The sequence below is a fragment of the Deltaproteobacteria bacterium genome, from assembly GCA_016183175.1.
GTDB lineage: Bacteria > UBA10199 > UBA10199 > UBA10199 > SBBF01 > JACPFC01.
The window spans coordinates 1-15,072 of record JACPFC010000040.1 but is presented as its reverse complement, the minus strand read 5'-3'; the positions used below and the strand labels follow the sequence as shown (position 1 = coordinate 15,072).

At 51.0% G+C, this 15,072-nt stretch carries 17 protein-coding genes; 1 reads left to right on the top strand and 16 read right to left on the bottom strand.

The window, feature by feature from the left end; all coding sequences use genetic code 11:
- Positions 1-17: 17 nt before the first annotated feature.
- From HYU99_04915 to HYU99_04900, 4 genes are all read right to left on the bottom strand, one after another.
- Positions 18-737: a nucleotidyl transferase AbiEii/AbiGii toxin family protein gene (locus HYU99_04915; GenBank protein MBI2339693.1), complete on the bottom strand. Its 720-nt coding sequence runs from the start codon at positions 735-737 to the stop codon at positions 18-20.
- Positions 738-831: 94 nt separating this feature from the next.
- Entirely contained in the window at positions 832-1,476 is a 645-nt protein-coding gene (locus HYU99_04910) for a hypothetical protein (protein ID MBI2339692.1), read from the bottom strand.
- 63 nt (positions 1,477-1,539) lie between these two features.
- Positions 1,540-2,118, bottom strand: coding sequence for a peroxiredoxin (locus tag HYU99_04905; GenBank protein MBI2339691.1), 579 nt, complete (start codon positions 2,116-2,118; stop codon positions 1,540-1,542).
- A gap of 135 nt (positions 2,119-2,253) precedes the next feature.
- Positions 2,254-2,574: a ferredoxin family protein gene (locus HYU99_04900; protein ID MBI2339690.1), complete on the bottom strand. Its 321-nt coding sequence runs from the start codon at positions 2,572-2,574 to the stop codon at positions 2,254-2,256.
- Between the two features lie 194 nt (positions 2,575-2,768).
- Here HYU99_04900 and HYU99_04895 point away from each other — a divergent pair, with 194 nt between their 5' ends.
- Positions 2,769-3,515, top strand: a complete 747-nt coding sequence (locus HYU99_04895) for a hypothetical protein (protein MBI2339689.1) — start codon at positions 2,769-2,771, stop codon at positions 3,513-3,515.
- Positions 3,516-3,574: 59 nt separating this feature from the next.
- Here HYU99_04895 and HYU99_04890 read toward each other — a convergent pair whose 3' ends face one another.
- The 12 genes from HYU99_04890 to HYU99_04835 all read right to left on the bottom strand — a co-directional run bounded on the left by HYU99_04890 (position 3,575) and on the right by HYU99_04835 (position 14,575).
- Positions 3,575-4,522, bottom strand: coding sequence for a SpoIID/LytB domain-containing protein (locus HYU99_04890; GenBank protein MBI2339688.1), 948 nt, complete (start codon positions 4,520-4,522; stop codon positions 3,575-3,577).
- Positions 4,523-4,770: 248 nt separating this feature from the next.
- Complete coding sequence (queA, locus tag HYU99_04885) at positions 4,771-5,790, bottom strand: tRNA preQ1(34) S-adenosylmethionine ribosyltransferase-isomerase QueA (protein ID MBI2339687.1); 1,020 nt, start codon at positions 5,788-5,790, stop codon at positions 4,771-4,773.
- A 216-nt stretch (positions 5,791-6,006) separates the two neighbouring features.
- A complete protein-coding gene (locus HYU99_04880) occupies positions 6,007-6,378 on the bottom strand; it encodes an ORF6N domain-containing protein (protein MBI2339686.1) in 372 nt (123 codons plus the stop codon).
- A 130-nt stretch (positions 6,379-6,508) separates the two neighbouring features.
- A complete protein-coding gene (locus HYU99_04875) occupies positions 6,509-7,150 on the bottom strand; it encodes a hypothetical protein (protein MBI2339685.1) in 642 nt (213 codons plus the stop codon).
- 56 nt (positions 7,151-7,206) lie between these two features.
- On the bottom strand, positions 7,207-7,986 hold the full coding sequence (locus tag HYU99_04870; GenBank protein ID MBI2339684.1) for an inositol monophosphatase: 780 nt from the start codon (positions 7,984-7,986) through the stop codon (positions 7,207-7,209).
- A 32-nt stretch (positions 7,987-8,018) separates the two neighbouring features.
- On the bottom strand, positions 8,019-9,533 hold the full coding sequence (locus tag HYU99_04865; protein MBI2339683.1) for a hypothetical protein: 1,515 nt from the start codon (positions 9,531-9,533) through the stop codon (positions 8,019-8,021).
- Between the two features lie 10 nt (positions 9,534-9,543).
- Positions 9,544-10,719 carry a hypothetical protein gene (locus tag HYU99_04860; protein ID MBI2339682.1) on the bottom strand — a complete coding sequence of 392 codons (1,176 nt, stop codon included), beginning with the start codon at positions 10,717-10,719 and terminating at the stop codon, positions 9,544-9,546.
- 280 nt (positions 10,720-10,999) lie between these two features.
- A complete protein-coding gene (locus HYU99_04855; protein ID MBI2339681.1) occupies positions 11,000-11,716 on the bottom strand; it encodes a ComF family protein in 717 nt (238 codons plus the stop codon).
- A 110-nt stretch (positions 11,717-11,826) separates the two neighbouring features.
- Positions 11,827-13,368, bottom strand: coding sequence for a 2,3-bisphosphoglycerate-independent phosphoglycerate mutase (locus HYU99_04850; GenBank protein ID MBI2339680.1), 1,542 nt, complete (start codon positions 13,366-13,368; stop codon positions 11,827-11,829).
- 17 nt (positions 13,369-13,385) lie between these two features.
- Complete coding sequence (locus HYU99_04845; protein ID MBI2339679.1) at positions 13,386-13,793, bottom strand: retropepsin-like domain-containing protein; 408 nt, start codon at positions 13,791-13,793, stop codon at positions 13,386-13,388.
- Positions 13,771-13,995, bottom strand: coding sequence for a hypothetical protein (locus tag HYU99_04840; protein ID MBI2339678.1), 225 nt, complete (start codon positions 13,993-13,995; stop codon positions 13,771-13,773). Before HYU99_04840 ends, HYU99_04845 begins: the two co-directional genes overlap by 23 nt.
- A gap of 121 nt (positions 13,996-14,116) precedes the next feature.
- On the bottom strand, positions 14,117-14,575 hold the full coding sequence (locus HYU99_04835; GenBank protein MBI2339677.1) for a hypothetical protein: 459 nt from the start codon (positions 14,573-14,575) through the stop codon (positions 14,117-14,119).
- Positions 14,576-15,072: the final 497 nt, after the last annotated feature.

The window sequence follows — 15,072 nt, the reverse complement described above, 5'->3', positions numbered from 1 at the left end:
AGGGGGGTTGGGGGGATTTAATCACGTGACCAATGATATTGCGCATGCAATGATACAAATTGTCTTTTGAAAACCTCACTCCAATTTTTTGGAAAATCGGGATTTTCAAATAAGGGAATCAAATCCGCCAAAAGATCCCCAGGTTTTATTAACTCTATTTTCTTCCCCAGTTTCTTGAAAGCTTCCTCCCGGGTGTACCCTTTATCGGCAAGATAATCCCGGTCGGGGATCACCCCCTTTTGCATGTACCAAATCAAATCGTAATAATCCCGTCCTTTGATTTTTACCCCGCTTTTTTCCCAAATTCGGTCCAGACAAGCCAGTATTTTACCCGCCATAAGGACCGGGAGGATGTAATGCCTCACCACAAAACCAAATCGCCCTTCCGTAATTGTTTTGAAATCGCTGGGGTAGTTTTTGTCGATCGTATTCGCCTCGACTTTGACAATCAAATTCTCACCATCGTGGGCCGATAAACCAAGTTCATGAAGAAGCGGAAACCTTAATTCAACACGGCTCACCCCTTTTCCTGGAACATGGGTTGTCAAAGAGCGATATTGGATTTTTTTTGAAAAGTATTGTTTGATGTCCTGGGCGAATTTCATTTTGTCAAACGGTTTTGTCGTTTCAAAGTCGATATCCTCCGACATTCTGTTCAAATTAAAACAAACCCTCAAGGATGTTCCTCCGTACATTGTCAGATGACTGTAAGCTTGGCTGTTGTAGATATAGTCCAAAACATAATACTGCAACTTTTCCTTGAGCTTGATTCGTAAAACATCGGGCCTTAAGCCGAGAATCTTCCCCTCCTGACATGTACTTTTCAAATCATCAATGAGGGTGCTCATAGGCCTCCTTTAAAAAAGGAATTATCCTCGCCATTTTTTTTGTTCCATTTTTTTCAATTGTTTTACAAAAATTGTCAAACTCCCCCGAATTTAGATTCCCCCAATTAATTCGAAGCTCTTCGATCGCCTCTTTACTTTCCAAATTGGTACCGGCCAGGCGCAAATAAAAATAATCAAAAAGGGCTTTGAAAATTTCAGCTTCATAAACTGCATTTTTGCCGTAACTGACCTTCTTGAAACCAAAATACAGTTTGGAATGAAGGGTGGAATAAGTAAAAGTCCCCAGCTTATTGGTATATTGTCTTGTTGATTTGCTTGTCACCGAAGTGATGGAATAGGTCGCCTCGGTTAATAAACCATTCTTTTGCAAAATATAATCGAGGCTTAAATAGGAAGGCATGACAAGCTTATTGGCGATTAATTCCAGATAGCCCGTGTCATGAAGAGAACGATCGACGTAGGTTTTCGTAACATAAAGACCATTTTTCAAACGGATGAGAAATCCGTGATGAATCCAACGCTGAATATTTTCAGAAAGAGCCCTTTCCTTGATGTTTTCTATGACCATCAAAGCTCTTTTTGTAAAATAGGGTAATGATTCTAAATCCTTAAGTATTTTTTCTTTCATTCTGATTTTACTATTAAATAAATAGTAAAATCAGAATATATTAAAAATACCGGAATTGTCAATTTAAACCGATTTGAAATACTCCTTGGACTTCTGCGGATCGGGCTTCATGGTTTTGGAGCCCTTCTGCCAGTTGGCGGGGCAGACCTCGCCGGTCTTTTTTGTCGTCTGAATGGCCTCCAGCACGCGAAGCACCTCATCCACATTCCGCCCGATGCCCAGATCGTGGACCACCTCATAGGCGATGTTTCCGTCGGGGTCGACAATAAACAGGCCGCGAAGCGCAATGCCGGCATCCAGAAGCACCCCGTAATCGGCGGCGATTTTTTTGGAGAGATCGGCCAACAGCGGATATTCAATCTTTCCCAGCCCCCCCTCCTTGCGCGGGGTGTTGACCCAGGCCAGATGGGTGAATTTGGAGTCGACCGAACAGCCGATGACCTCGGCGTTTAATTTCCTGAAATCCTGAATGCGATCCGAAAAAGCGGTGATTTCCGTCGGGCAGACAAAGGTGAAATCGAGCGGGTAAAAATAAAGCACCACCCACTTCCCCTTATAGTCGGACAGTTTGATTGATTTAAAATCGCCCCCCACCACGGCATCGGCCGCGAACTCGGGGGCCTTTTTTTGAACCAGGCTCATATGGCGATCCTCCTTAATTAAGAGTTGATTAGAACCTTCAATTGTGTTTGCAACCTCCGCTCCCGTCTCGCTTTATCCTCCCTATTCGGTCGGCGCTCGGCGGGAACCCTCCTCCTTGGATTTTATGGTTAACTTTTACCCTCCACTTGCATCTTTCGCCTTCCATTGCTCCAGCGTGAGGGCGCCGGGGAGCGAATCCTTTTTTTGCGCGATGATGGGGCGGATTTTAGACTCATCGGCGTTGATTTGCGTCCACGATTTGTACCGTTCCGGCACCTGAACATCCGCATAGATGGCCTCCACAGGACAGACCGGCACACAGGCGTTGCAGTCGATGCAGGTGTCGGGGTTGATATAGAGCATCTCCGGCCCTTCGTGAAAGGCCTCCACAGGGCAGACCTCCACGCAGTCGGTATATTTGCACTTGGTACAATGTTCGGTGACAACGTACGTCATTTTTTACAATGGATTACCATGCTGTTTCATGATATGCAAGCTTCCTCCTCCTTGGGTCAAGGAGGAAATTAACAAAATTAAGGAGGGTTCCCAAGCCGCGCCGCCAGTGGCGGATGAAGCGGCTTGGGAGCGGAGTTTGCAGAGGCAAGTAGTGATTTGATTAAACGTCAAACTAAAATTAAGGAGAAACAAATATGAAGGATTTTCTGAAAAACTTGGGATTGGCAGTTTTCGTGATCCTGCCGCTGGTTGCTTTCGTTCAGTGCGGAGGCAGTGACAGCGGTGATGATAGCGGCACTGGCGGCAGTGGCGCCACACCGGAAGCGGGTGATTCGGAGGCGGCAACGGGGGCCTCGGCGGGTCTTGGAACCTTGGCCGGTGGAACCGGCGATTCGGCGGTCGGCTCCGAAAACGTTGCCGAGGCGGTAAAAGCGGTCATTCGGGGGAGAATCAAGCAACAGACGATCGAGATCGATGAAGAATTTGAAATCGCCTGCACCGTTGACGGCACCATCACCAATGCCGCAACCGGAACGGTTACCGTTAACGACACCACATTCGAGATCGACCTGACTGGAACGGCTACCTTTGAAGAATGCACCGAATCGGCCAGCGTGACACTGGATGATGGTTCCACTTGCGACTTCGATGTCGTGATGGACGGCACGGCCACCTGCGATATTTCAGGCTCGGGAACCGAGTCATCGCTGGAGATGACCATTGACTGCTCCACCGACGAGGATTGCTCGGGAATCACCCTCACCGTCAACGGCGAAGAACACACCCTCGGCTTCAGCATGTCGGGCACCATGTCCAGCGACGCCTCGGAACCCGATTTTGGCGATGACGACACGGTTTGCGTGGATGGAACCTCTTTCAGCTTTGATGAGCTGGAAGATACGGAGGTCTCCTCGGCTGATGCGATCTGCTCGGAAGAATAAAGCAGGAATGCATGCGATGGAATGACAAAGGCCCGCCACAAAGTATGGCGGGCCTTTTTTTAGTATATTTTCACCACCGAAATTCCCGGATAATACTTGGAGAGGATCCCTTTGTAGCCCCGGTGGCGCTCCGCCATTGTCTTGGCCCCGTACTGGCACATCCCCACCCCGTGGCCAAAGCCGTGCCCGGTGATGTCCACCGTGGGGCTGTGATGGGTGAAGGCAAAAAGGGTGCTCTTGACCTGCATCGAACCGAAGGCGTAGCGGAACCGCTCGCCCGAAATAACCACCCGTTTGCCGCGGTCGTCGATTAATGCAACCTTCGTCACATAGCCGGCGGGGTCGCGGTCCACGACCTCCACCTCGGTAAGATTTTTCACGCGAATTCCCTTTCGCCCCAGCCGCTTTTGAATCTCGGCAACATGCGTCCGGACCATCCAGTTCCTAAAGGGGGAGACCTTGCAATAATTGTCGGTTAAACAACGGGTAAGCGGGGAACTGGCCGAAAGCCCCGCCATCAGGGCGGAGCGGAGCTGTCCCCCGCAGGTGGAGCTGTAAAAGGCCTCCACCACCTTTCCGTCTTTCATCAGAACCTGCCCCCGGGTGGATTCGACAATTTCCTGAAGATAAGGATTCTTTGACGTGCCGTGCCGAAACACCTGATCCGCCTGGGTAGCAACAACATCGAACTTTTTCCCTTCCCGCCGGTTCTCCTGCATCCGGTAGAGGGCATAGGAACGGGCCGCCACCGCCTGCGCCTTCAGCGCCTCTTTCGGCCAGCGCGAACTCATCTCGCTCCCGATCACGCCGGCCAGATAATCCTCCATCGGAATTTTCAAAACCCCGTGGCGCCTGCGGCGCGAGACAAGAACCTTCACAACCGGCTCCGTCTGAAGGACGGGACCCTCTACGCCCGATTGAAGCGTTACTTCTTTAGATGTTGTGGCGCATGCGGAGGCAATAATCAGAAAAAGAAAGACAGGAAAGCGAAACAGATGTTGCTTCATACAGACAATTTGTCGGTTCTCTCAACAACTAAAATTATAGCCTGTCGGGAGGGGGGGAGGCAAAAGGATTCGGCAAAAACAGTAAAAAACTTTGGGGCGAACCCCCCGCCGGGGCGCCAAAGTTTTGGCGAATGAAGCAAATCATCCGGCTTTGCCGGTGATTTGCGCGGGGTTTGGCCCGCCACAAAGTATTGGCGGGCGAAATCCATGACGCGAGTAGCAACAACCGGGCCGAAAGGGCCCCAAATTTAAATGATCCACATGCAATCGCCGTAGCTGAAAAGACGATACTTCGCCAAGATCGCCTCCTCGTAAGCCTTTAAAACAGCCTCCCTCCCGGCAAAGGCCGACACCAGGACCAAAAGGGTTGACCTCGGCTGGTGAAAATTGGTCAACAGCCGGTCAACCACTTTGAAAGGATAGGGAGAATGGATGAATTTTTCGGTATAACCGGCTTCCGGTCGAACTCCCCCCTCACTCCAAGCTGACTCCAAGGCCCGAACAACTGTCGTTCCAGCCACCGATATCCGGCCCCCATGTGACTTATTTTCATTAATAATATCAGTTACTTCTTCAGATATTCCATAAAATTCACCATGCATTCGATGTTCTTCTACCGTTTCGGTCCGGATCGGAAGGAAGGTACCGATCCCCACATGAAGCGTGACCGAGACCACTTGAACCCCCCTCCCCTTTAACGCCTCGAGGATCGGGGGGGTGAAGTGAAACCCGGCTGTCGGAGCGGCAACCGATCCGGTCGGTCCGGCGTAAACGGTTTGATATCGGGTCAAATCGCTCCCATCATCGGGACGCCCGATATAAGGGGGGAGCGGCACATGCCCGATTTTTTCCAGAATGGTGAAAAGCGGTTTTTCGAAGGACAACCGAATTGTGCGCACGTCGTCGGATTCATCGAGGATCTTCCCTCCCAGATCGTCTGAGAACTGAAAGAGGCTTCCCGCGCTAATCCGCCTGTTGGGTGAGACAAGACACGACCAGACTTTCGGCTTCACCTCGCGGAGCAGAAAAACCTCGACTCGTCCCCCCGTTTTTCGTTCGGTGACCAGACGGCACGGAAAGACCTTTGAATTGTTCAAAACCAGGACATCCCCTTCTTCGAAATAATCGGGAAAATTTTTGAAGACATGATGATCGGTCAGACCGCTTGCGCGATTGAGCACCATCATGCGTGAGGCGTCCCGTTCTTCAAGGGGATGCTGGGCGACCAGTTCGGGGGGAAAGGAATAATCGAAGTCGGAGAGTTTCATACGAAGTGATTTTTCATACAACCCCATAACCCGGCCCAATCTCCACAGGCGAAAAGCCTTGTTCAAAAGTTATTCCGTTAAGTCAACGTCCCCTAGTTTTTCCCTAGTTTTCTCCAAGACATCCGTTTTGTCCACTGCCCCAAAGGAGCCCCTCCTCGAAGAGGCCCCGTTGGGGTTGGGGCCGTAGTCCCGAGCCTGTCGAGGGGCGAAGGAGGGTTATGACCCAACCCCATTGTTTTCATCTGATCCAATGTCAAGACCTGATATGATTTTTACCGGACTATTGAGAACACTGGCCATCATGATGGCGCCGTACTCCGTAAAGGCATAGGGTAGCGTGGGTGAAAATTTCAGGTAAGAGAGGTGTCCGCAATTTGCGGAGACCTCGATTAGCTCTTCTTTGGTCAACCGGAACATGAAATCATTGGGAAATTTGGCCAAATTGCGCTTTAACTGCTCCCTGACCCGTCTGGCCTCAACACCGTAAACACGGGCGAGATCGGCATCGAGCATGACCTTTTGGCCTCGGATTAAAATAATTATTTGTTCAATTTGACCTTCTGCAACAAGAGCAACCTGAGCTGACATACCCCCCCCTCCTGATAAATTTTCCCCTAAAAACCAACTGGAATGGTTTTCGGCTGGGCAACCCCCAAAGTTGCTTTATTTTTGAAAAAATCGCGGACGCGCTAAAAATAGCTTCGTCTCGTGGATTAATCTACCCGGCAGGAAACAGATCAAGCAGGCGTTTCAATATCCTCTCATGCTGGATTTCCTTGGTCTCTTTGACAAACGCAAGGGCCTTCTCCAAAAAACCGCGGCAGGCGGCGGGATTGTTTTTCTTTTTCATCATCTCCTCCACCAGCCGAAAATCAAAATTGGCCCCCGACTGCAATCCCTTAAAATCGTTCCCCGCAGATTTTGTCAGACATTCGCCTGCCTTCTTTTTATTCCCTTTTTTGAGGTACGCCAGCCCCAGCACCGTATAGGCCTGATGGAGAAAGGTCATGTCATTGCCCAATTTGGGGAGAATTTTCTCCATTTTCCGGATGACTGTGTCGTGTTGACCAAAATAATCAACCAAAAGACGTGAGGAGATGATCTTTAATGCGGGATCGTCGGGAATAAGCTTCTCCGCCTGCTCGTAGTACTTCCAGGCCTTGCGGTATTCTTTTTTCAGCTTAAAAAGCACCCCGTAGGCGGAATAGAACAGGGCGGTTAAAACCAGATCGCGCGCCGTTTGGGCCTCTTTAAGCCCCTCCGTCAGAACCGCCTCGGACTCGTCGAATTTTTTTTGCCGCATCAACTCGAAGGCCTTATAAATTGCCTTCGACTGGATGCGTTCATTCATTTTTTGCATGTCGGTATTTTAAATCCCCCCAGCCCCCCTTTGCCAAAGGGGGGGAAGGGGGGATTTCATCGATCGCTTTTTCTGAGTACACTCGCCATCTGCTCATGAATCAGTCCGTTACTCGCCAAAATTTCCTTCAGATAGACCGAGAAGGGCTTTCCCGAAAAATCGGTCACTTTCCCTCCCGCCTCGGTGATCACCAGTATCCCTGCCGCCACGTCCCAGGGGAAGAGATTGAGCTCCCAGAAGCCGTCATACCGGCCGCAGGCGGTATAACACAAATCGATTGCCGCCACGCCGTCGCGGCGCACCGCCTGCGAGGCCATCAGCATGTTTTTGAAATGGTCGAGATTGTTTTTGCTTGTTTTTTTGATGTCGTAGGCAAAGCCGGTGGCAAGAAGGCTCTTGCCGATCTCCTTTTCGCGCGAGACATGGATTCTTTTTTCATTTAAAAAACTCCCCCCTCCCTTTTCGGCGCAAAACAGCTCGTCGTGATTCGGCTCGTAGACCACCCCCAGGACAATCTCTCCTTTGTGTTCGAGGGCGATGGAGGTGCAAAAAAGGGGATACCCGTGGGCAAAATTGGTGGTGCCATCCAGCGGATCGATGATCCATTTGTAATCGGAGTCCTTCCGCTTGCCGCCCCCCTCTTCCGCCATGATATCATGGTCGGGAAAGGCCCCCTGCAGACGCTCGATGACCATCTTTTCGCAGGCCTTGTCCACCTCGGTTAAGAGATTTATTTCACCCTTATACTCGATGTGCCGGACCTTGCCGAGGTTTGAACGCTGAATCCGCCCGGATTCTTTGGCAACCTCGCAGGCCAGTGTGAGGAAGTCGGGCATAAAAACAAGAATTACAGAAAGAAAATCGGCTGTCAAAGCGGGAATTTTACGGGATCAGCGGAAATTGTATGGATGGAAGGTTGATTGGGACATTCGTCCGAATAGACAATCGTCTGTTCGACACTTGTCAAGGCTGAATCAGAAACGGACACGGGGTCTTCGTCCTCGATAATCCAATAGGCTGGATCGGCGCTCACCTCTTCCCATTCGCCGTTCGAACCGCGATAGACGCCATCCTCGGTCGCCGCATAAATCACCCACGGTTCAAAAAAAGACGAGGCCGCAAATCGCACCAGCCCCCCGACTCCTCCCATAAAAATCGGCTCTTGACGGGCAAGCGCCTGATAGACAGGGCCATCAAGCCCCTCTTCTTTTTCCCATGAGGGATTCGAGAGGGTGTCTGTTTCGGCATAATAAAGCCCCTTTTCGGCGCTTACGTAGAGGACACCGTTAAAAATATCGAGTGAATGAATTTCGCCCCAGCCGGCCGCATCTTTTTCGCGCCAACTGTCCCCCTCGTTAAACGACATGAAGATTCCGGATTTCGTCGCCGCAACGACACAGTCCTGGTCAGCCGCAAAGTGACGGATGCTTTCGGTGTTCAAATCCGATGCAAGTTCGAGAGTCTGGCGGTCGGTATCGAGAACAAAGACGCCCCCTTCAAAGCCGATATAGACCAGATCGGGATTTGCGGGCGATGTGTAAATTACATTCAGGTCAAGATCGACATTGTTGCGGCGAACGGGGACGACATCCGGCCAGCTCGATCCGCCGTTGGACGAACGGTAGATCCGTCCGGTGGTGCCCGCATAGAGAATATCGGAGTCGGTCGGATCGATGTTGACGGCGCTCCATTTGGAGACGGACGAATTGGGAGTCAATTTTGAAAAATCATCGCCGAATTTGCCCTTGTAAACCTTCCCCTCCGCAAGAACAAGGAGAGTGCCGTCATCGGACGAAGAGACCGCATCGATTTCTCCGCCGCCAAATGACTCCTCGTCTGTTTCATAGGCAACGCTTGCCTCTTTAAAATAGATGGAGACGGTGGCACTGTCCGTCTCGTCGCCATTTAAGGCGGTCAAGGTGTAGGTGGTCTCAAAAAAGGGGCGGACCTTCTTCCTCCCCGACGTCTCGACGGCCTCATTCCCCAGATAGACCTCCGCGGCATTCTCGGTTTCCCAGCTTAAAGTCACCCGCGTGTTCGGCTTAACGCACTCTTCGCCGGCCTCAAAGGAGACAATTTCAGGGGAGACTGTCACCACTTCTTCTTCCCCCCCCTCATCATCCCCTTCATCAATATCCGGCGTTTCAATATCGACATCTTCATCGTCACCGGTGATTCCATCATCGGTGTCGGAACCGGATGGCTCCTCTTCGTCGATCGACGGGTCTTCATCGGAGCCTCCCCCTCCGCCATCCCCCTCTCCTTCGTCCGGATCCTGCTGGTCCGATTCGGCCGTAGCATCGTTGCCGCAGGAGACAAAGCCGGCCAGAGGGGAGATAACCAGAAAAAAAATCACGACTTTTCTCATAAGGAAATTGGCCATTTTGTCTGCCTTAATTTCTCGTTGGAACGTTGAAGGTTAAAACCCCATAGACAATCATTTCCGGTCCGAAGACCTCGGTGCTTGTCTGACTGTCGGGGTCGGTCCGGACAAAGGCGCCGCCCAAGGTGAGGGCCCAGCCCGGGGCGAATCCGATGGTAAAATTGGCGGGTTCCACCGCAACCTCGTGCGTCTTTTCCAGGGTATCGACAAAGGCATCGGTCTCTTCTTTAAAATAAAGAAGCATGACCGCACCGGTCCAAACAACCGGGATGGGGCCTTCAAATTGATAGCTGGCGCCAAAATTGGCGCTGTCGTACCGGGAAAGACTCGAAATCCCTTCCCCTTCAAGGCTCTGCTTTTTCAAGGAGTATCCGCCCCCAAGAGTTAAAGGGCCGGCCGTTTGTCCGATAAACACGCCGGCACCATTGGTGGGGCTTACTGTGTCGTCAAATTGATTGGTTGCCTCTGCGGGATTCAGGCTACTGGCATGGACGGCGGCCGAAGTGGCAACACCATCCGACCATTCGTGGGAGTAGCTGATATGACCTGTTTTAACCCACGAACCGGACGGCTGGAATCCTCCGTCGGGACCCGCCTGAAACAAAATAACCAGCCCAAAATTTGGGGCCCATTCGGCTCCAACCATCGGACCGATTTTCCCGGTATAAATGTTGGCCCAGCTGGAATTATCGAAGCCGCTGTAACGGAGCGTCGGAGCCGCCCATGTGTAGTCTCCCAGCGTCAATGTCGTCCCATTGAAATTGTAGGGAAGCGGGGCATGGAAAAAAGGAATGGAACCGTCCTCGTCGACAGCACCAAGACTGCCGTCTTCCTGCGGCTTGACTCCCGCCAAGACCGCGAGGTCAAGGGTCTTTGACCGGGCCGCCACATTGAGGTGGGTGATGCCGAAATGATTGGGGACAACATTCAGACGAAGCGCATAGACGTACCACCGTTCGGCATCCAGGGCAAGAATGGTCGACGGATCATCCGCGGTTCCCCCCCACACCATGACTTTGGCGTTGGCCGAAAGATCGAACTCCCGATTATCGTCCGGAGGGGTGCGGAGAACAACGTGCGCATATCCCATGCCGGAAACCGGAAACTGTAGCGCATCTTCTTCGGTTTGAAGATGCACCGAGCCGCTGACATCGGCCCCTGCAGAAGCGGAAACCGAATCACCCATGATTGAATAAGAAGACTCTTAGTGGAACTGCCGACCCCCTTAAGATCAGCGCTGGCCGAGGATGGCTAGCAGAATTTCAAGGGCCTCCGCAACCCTTTTCTTGTTGATGCGAAAAAACATGGGCCTACCTCCCTCTGAAAAATGAAATCTCCAAGATCTCTTGGTCCCAGCAAAAGAAATGCCACCTACAAAATGATTAAAAATTAATGATTACAAATAGTTATTTGACTTATCCCCAGGAAACGGCCTTGGGACTGCCCCGACTTGAGTCAACTGCCGATTATTTGGGCAGATTAAAGGCGATCGTCATCGCCCCAATGTCGGCCGGTTTTTGGGATTTGAGAACTGACGCACAGGCCATTAACGTGCTTCCGGTGGTAAACACGTCGTCAACGAGCAAAACATTTTTGCCTTTAAGAAGAGTTTTTTTGTCTTTCCACGCAAACGCTCCCTTCAGGTTTTTGATCCGCTCTTCGCGCGGGAGTTCCGTTTGTGGCACCGTGTCGCGGATTTTTTGGAGCGAATGGATCAAGACAGGAATGCCGGTCTGACGGGAAATGTGCCTGGCCAGCTCCACGCTCTGATTGTAGCTTCGTCTCCGGAGACGGCCGGTCGAGAGGGGAACGGGAATCAGATAGTCGGGTATCGTCTCCTGCTCCGCGATGATTTTTTGAAACCATCCGGCAAACACCCCCGTAACGTCCAGGCCGGCTGAATATTTAAGGCGATGGAGAAGTCGGTTCACCGGCTCTTCATACAAAACGCACGACCGGTGCCGGTCAAACGCCGGTTTTTTTTCGAGGCAATCGGGGCAGGGATGCGAGACGGCAACAGATGATTCGAACGGCCGACCGCAAACGGTGCAAAGGGGTTCCCGAATCCACCGGATTTTAGAAAAACAATCGGAACAGAGTTTAGCGGAATCTTTGAGAAGACAACCGCAGACGCGGCAGGTTTGGGGGAGGAGAAGAGACAAAATGCGTTTTCCAAGAAACATGCAATTTTGCAAAAGTGAGAAATCAGATAGCAGAAAGCGGAAAGCCGAGATCAGATTATCATCTGCTCTCCGCTATCGGCTCTCTGATTTCTGCTTTCTCGCAGTTGCCATTACTCAGCGACGATCAAATTCTCCCCCGTCATCTCCCTTGGCTTCGGGATATGAAGAAGCTCCAAAAGCGTCGGCGCCACGTCGCACAGGTGGCCCCCTGATTTTTTGAGATGATTTTTTCGGTGGGCATCCGAGACAAGCATGAACGGAACCAAATTCGTCGTGTGGGCGGTGTGGGGCCCTCCCGCATCATCTTTCATCTGTTCGGCGTTGCCGTGGTCGGCGGTAATAATCGCCATCCCCTTCATTTTCAAAACCAGATCGACAATCCGGCCGACGCACTCATCCACCGTCTCCACCGCACGGACAATCGCCTCCGGCTTGGCGGTATGCCCCACCATGTCGGCATTCGCAAAATTGAGAATGATGACATCATATTTGTCTTCGTTGATTCGATTAATCAACTCGTCGGCAACAAGAAGAGCACTCATCTCCGGCTTTTGGTCGTAGGTGGGGACCTCGCGGGGGCTGGGAATGAGAATCCTCTCCTCGCCGGGAAACGCGACATCCCGGCCGCCGTTGAAAAAATAGGTGACATGGGCGTATTTTTCGGTCTCGGCGATCCGCAGTTGGGCCAAACCGTTTTCGCTGACAATTTCGCCAAAAATCCGTTGCGGATAAGAAGGCCAAAAGGCCACAGGAAGGGAAAAATTGTCGTAGGGGGCCATGCAGACAAAAGCGGATATTTTGGGAATGATCTTTCGGTTGAATTCCATAAAAAACGGACCGGTGAGCGCCTGCGTGATCTGGCGGGCGCGATCGGCCCGGAAATTAAAAAAGATCACGGCATCGCCGTCCCTGATGGGGCCAATCGGCCTCCCTTTCTCGTCAAGCACCGACTCCGGAGGAATAAATTCGTCGCCATTGCCCTGTTGATATTCACGGGCCAGATATTCCTCGGCCAAATGGACGCCGCCGGGATTCCAGCCGGTGAGAACGTCATAGGCCCTTTCGATCCGCTCCCACCGTTTGTCGCGGTCCATGGCGTAGTATCGGCCGTGGATGCCGGCGATCCGTCCAACCCCAATTTTGCCGATTTGTTCTTCCAGTCGGCGGATGAATTTTATTCCGTCACGCGGCGCCGTATCGCGCCCATCCAGAAAACAGTGGACAAAAACCTTTTCGATCCTCTGTCGTTTGGCGAGATCCAAAAGGGCGTACAGGTGGTCCTGATGGCTGTGTACCGCGCCGTCGGAGACAAGCCCCATCAGATGAAGAGCGGACCGGTTGAGTTTGGCTGACTGGGTTGCCCCCAACAGCGCGGGATTGTCAAAAAAACTGCCGTCTTCGATGGCGTGATAGATTTGCGAGAGGCCGGAGTAGACAATCCGCCCCGCGCCCAGATTCATGTGCCCCACCTCCGAATTTCCCATGATGCCGGCGGGCAGACCCACCGCCTTCCCCGAACCGTCGATGAGAGTATGCGGATATGATTTCCACAGATGATCGAAGTGGGGCGTTTTGGCCAGGGCGATGCCGTTGTCCTTTTTTTCCGCGCGATGCCCCCAGCCGTCGAGGATGATGAGAAGGAGAGGTTTCATGAATGAGAAGGTAATGTCTATTTCAGCAAGTCAAAAAACACTTTTTGATTCACTTTCGAAAAGGTAATATCAAAATGGTCAAAGATGTCCATTTGGCCCAAAAGAAGGGGGACCGTGTCGGACTGTACCCAGATGACTTCCGTTTCTATCTCGGTATCTCCGATCCAAAGCCTCAAACCGCGCAAGTAACCATTTGTTGTGCCACCGATGCCACCCAGCTTAATCGGTTTTTCTCCCGGTTTCACTTCATAGCCCAAAACACACCCCAAAGGGCGATTAATCACTGTACGATCAGCCCCTGAATCAACCAAAAAATCAAAGGGGATCCGGCGCCCCTGAATTTTCAGCTGAACTTCGGCATAGGGACGAAGAGTACTTTTTTCAGGACCTAATTTTTTTGACTTATAAGAAAAGGTATAGCGCATAAGCCGCAAGGCCAGCTTCCTCTACATAAGTTACATGAGGCGGCGGGTCTAGATGCGCCGTTTGCTGGAGGACTGTCTGCAAATCTCTTCCGTGGGCTATAACCCGGCTCTCATGGATTGCAATCCACTCACCCAGATACTTTTCTTCCACTTCGGGGTGTTGAGTCAGCCACGTATATTCTTTTGTCGGCACCTGTTCCATCGTAAAAATAATCCTACCAACTATACCCGCTCGGGTCAACGTTCAAAATCCCGCATAACGCCCGTTCGATTCATTCCCTTCTCCCCCGTAAGTGGTCGGGTGTAGCGCATGTTGGGCATGATTATTGATGATGTAAACCCAATTTTTTACGCAGAATGATAAAATATTTTTTGATATGATCATATAATTGCCTTACTTCAGATTCAGCGTCATAATCTTTTCTTGATGCAATTTCTATACAATAATTTACCTTATCTCGTACTTCGTCCGGTACTAAATGAATTTTTGGGATGATGATCTTTAAGACATTGTTTAGCCATTCATTGAAATCATCAGCGGTCCAATCGACAAAATAATGTTCGGGATCTTTATCTGGCATGACAACAAAATCCACATACAGTGGTTGATACAGTTCATTCAGTCGCTCCAGAAGGGCTTCTCTTTTCCATGCTGTTTTACGCTGCCACTTTTGAGTTTGATGATTGATAAGCGGGTGTACGATAGCACCCATAGTAGCACCAAGAAAACCAGCGCCTGCCGTTATTATTACCGACCACCAAGCTATCTCATCTACATTCATAATGCTTCTGCTCGAGCCGTGGCTTGCCCTGGAGCGTAGCGAAAGGATAAGACGTTGGACTCGAAGTGGTTGTTAGACATTCCCGACCCTCTCCTTCATGAAGTGCACGTGCCTCATTGAGAACTGTTCATTTAGGAGCTTGGCATGTTTGTTCGATAAAACAAACTGGTAGTTTTTCTCGCAGCTTGGATCGGAATTAATGATAAACACTTTCCGACCTTTGACGTCGGAGTAAGAATCTATGAAAGACAGGTTCGACAGGAACAAACTTCGAATGAAGAAATCATCAGGTGCGAGACTTAGTCCGACTATGTAGACGTCATGGGTTGTCGCAAATGCGAATTCTGGCTTGTACCAGAGAACAGCATTAGAGCGAACGTCAAACGCCTTGCCATACCCAGGAAGCACAAGAAATGGCTCAACTTCCCCAAGGGGTGAATAATGACTCCATGTTCCGTACTTCAGCAACGCTGGCGTATGGTAAATCTCTACATCTA

What these genes read in the sequence shown, in the direction of transcription:
- HYU99_04910 (MBI2339692.1), bottom strand. Translation starts at nt 1,476, where the DNA reads ATGAAAGAAAAAATACTTAAGGATTTAGAATCATTACCCTATTTTACA.
- HYU99_04905 (MBI2339691.1), bottom strand. Translation starts at nt 2,118, where the DNA reads ATGAGCCTGGTTCAAAAAAAGGCCCCCGAGTTCGCGGCCGATGCCGTG.
- HYU99_04900 (MBI2339690.1), bottom strand. Translation starts at nt 2,574, where the DNA reads ATGACGTACGTTGTCACCGAACATTGTACCAAGTGCAAATATACCGAC.
- HYU99_04895 (MBI2339689.1), top strand. Translation starts at nt 2,769, where the DNA reads ATGAAGGATTTTCTGAAAAACTTGGGATTGGCAGTTTTCGTGATCCTG.
- HYU99_04890 (MBI2339688.1), bottom strand. Translation starts at nt 4,522, where the DNA reads ATGAAGCAACATCTGTTTCGCTTTCCTGTCTTTCTTTTTCTGATTATT.
- queA (MBI2339687.1), bottom strand. Translation starts at nt 5,790, where the DNA reads ATGAAACTCTCCGACTTCGATTATTCCTTTCCCCCCGAACTGGTCGCC.
- HYU99_04880 (MBI2339686.1), bottom strand. Translation starts at nt 6,378, where the DNA reads ATGTCAGCTCAGGTTGCTCTTGTTGCAGAAGGTCAAATTGAACAAATA.
- HYU99_04875 (MBI2339685.1), bottom strand. Translation starts at nt 7,150, where the DNA reads ATGCAAAAAATGAATGAACGCATCCAGTCGAAGGCAATTTATAAGGCC.
- HYU99_04870 (MBI2339684.1), bottom strand. Translation starts at nt 7,986, where the DNA reads ATGCCCGACTTCCTCACACTGGCCTGCGAGGTTGCCAAAGAATCCGGG.
- HYU99_04865 (MBI2339683.1), bottom strand. Translation starts at nt 9,533, where the DNA reads ATGGCCAATTTCCTTATGAGAAAAGTCGTGATTTTTTTTCTGGTTATC.
- HYU99_04860 (MBI2339682.1), bottom strand. Translation starts at nt 10,719, where the DNA reads ATGGGTGATTCGGTTTCCGCTTCTGCAGGGGCCGATGTCAGCGGCTCG.
- HYU99_04855 (MBI2339681.1), bottom strand. Translation starts at nt 11,716, where the DNA reads ATGTTTCTTGGAAAACGCATTTTGTCTCTTCTCCTCCCCCAAACCTGC.
- HYU99_04850 (MBI2339680.1), bottom strand. Translation starts at nt 13,368, where the DNA reads ATGAAACCTCTCCTTCTCATCATCCTCGACGGCTGGGGGCATCGCGCG.
- HYU99_04845 (MBI2339679.1), bottom strand. Translation starts at nt 13,793, where the DNA reads ATGCGCTATACCTTTTCTTATAAGTCAAAAAAATTAGGTCCTGAAAAA.
- HYU99_04840 (MBI2339678.1), bottom strand. Translation starts at nt 13,995, where the DNA reads ATGGAACAGGTGCCGACAAAAGAATATACGTGGCTGACTCAACACCCC.
- HYU99_04835 (MBI2339677.1), bottom strand. Translation starts at nt 14,575, where the DNA reads ATGAATGTAGATGAGATAGCTTGGTGGTCGGTAATAATAACGGCAGGC.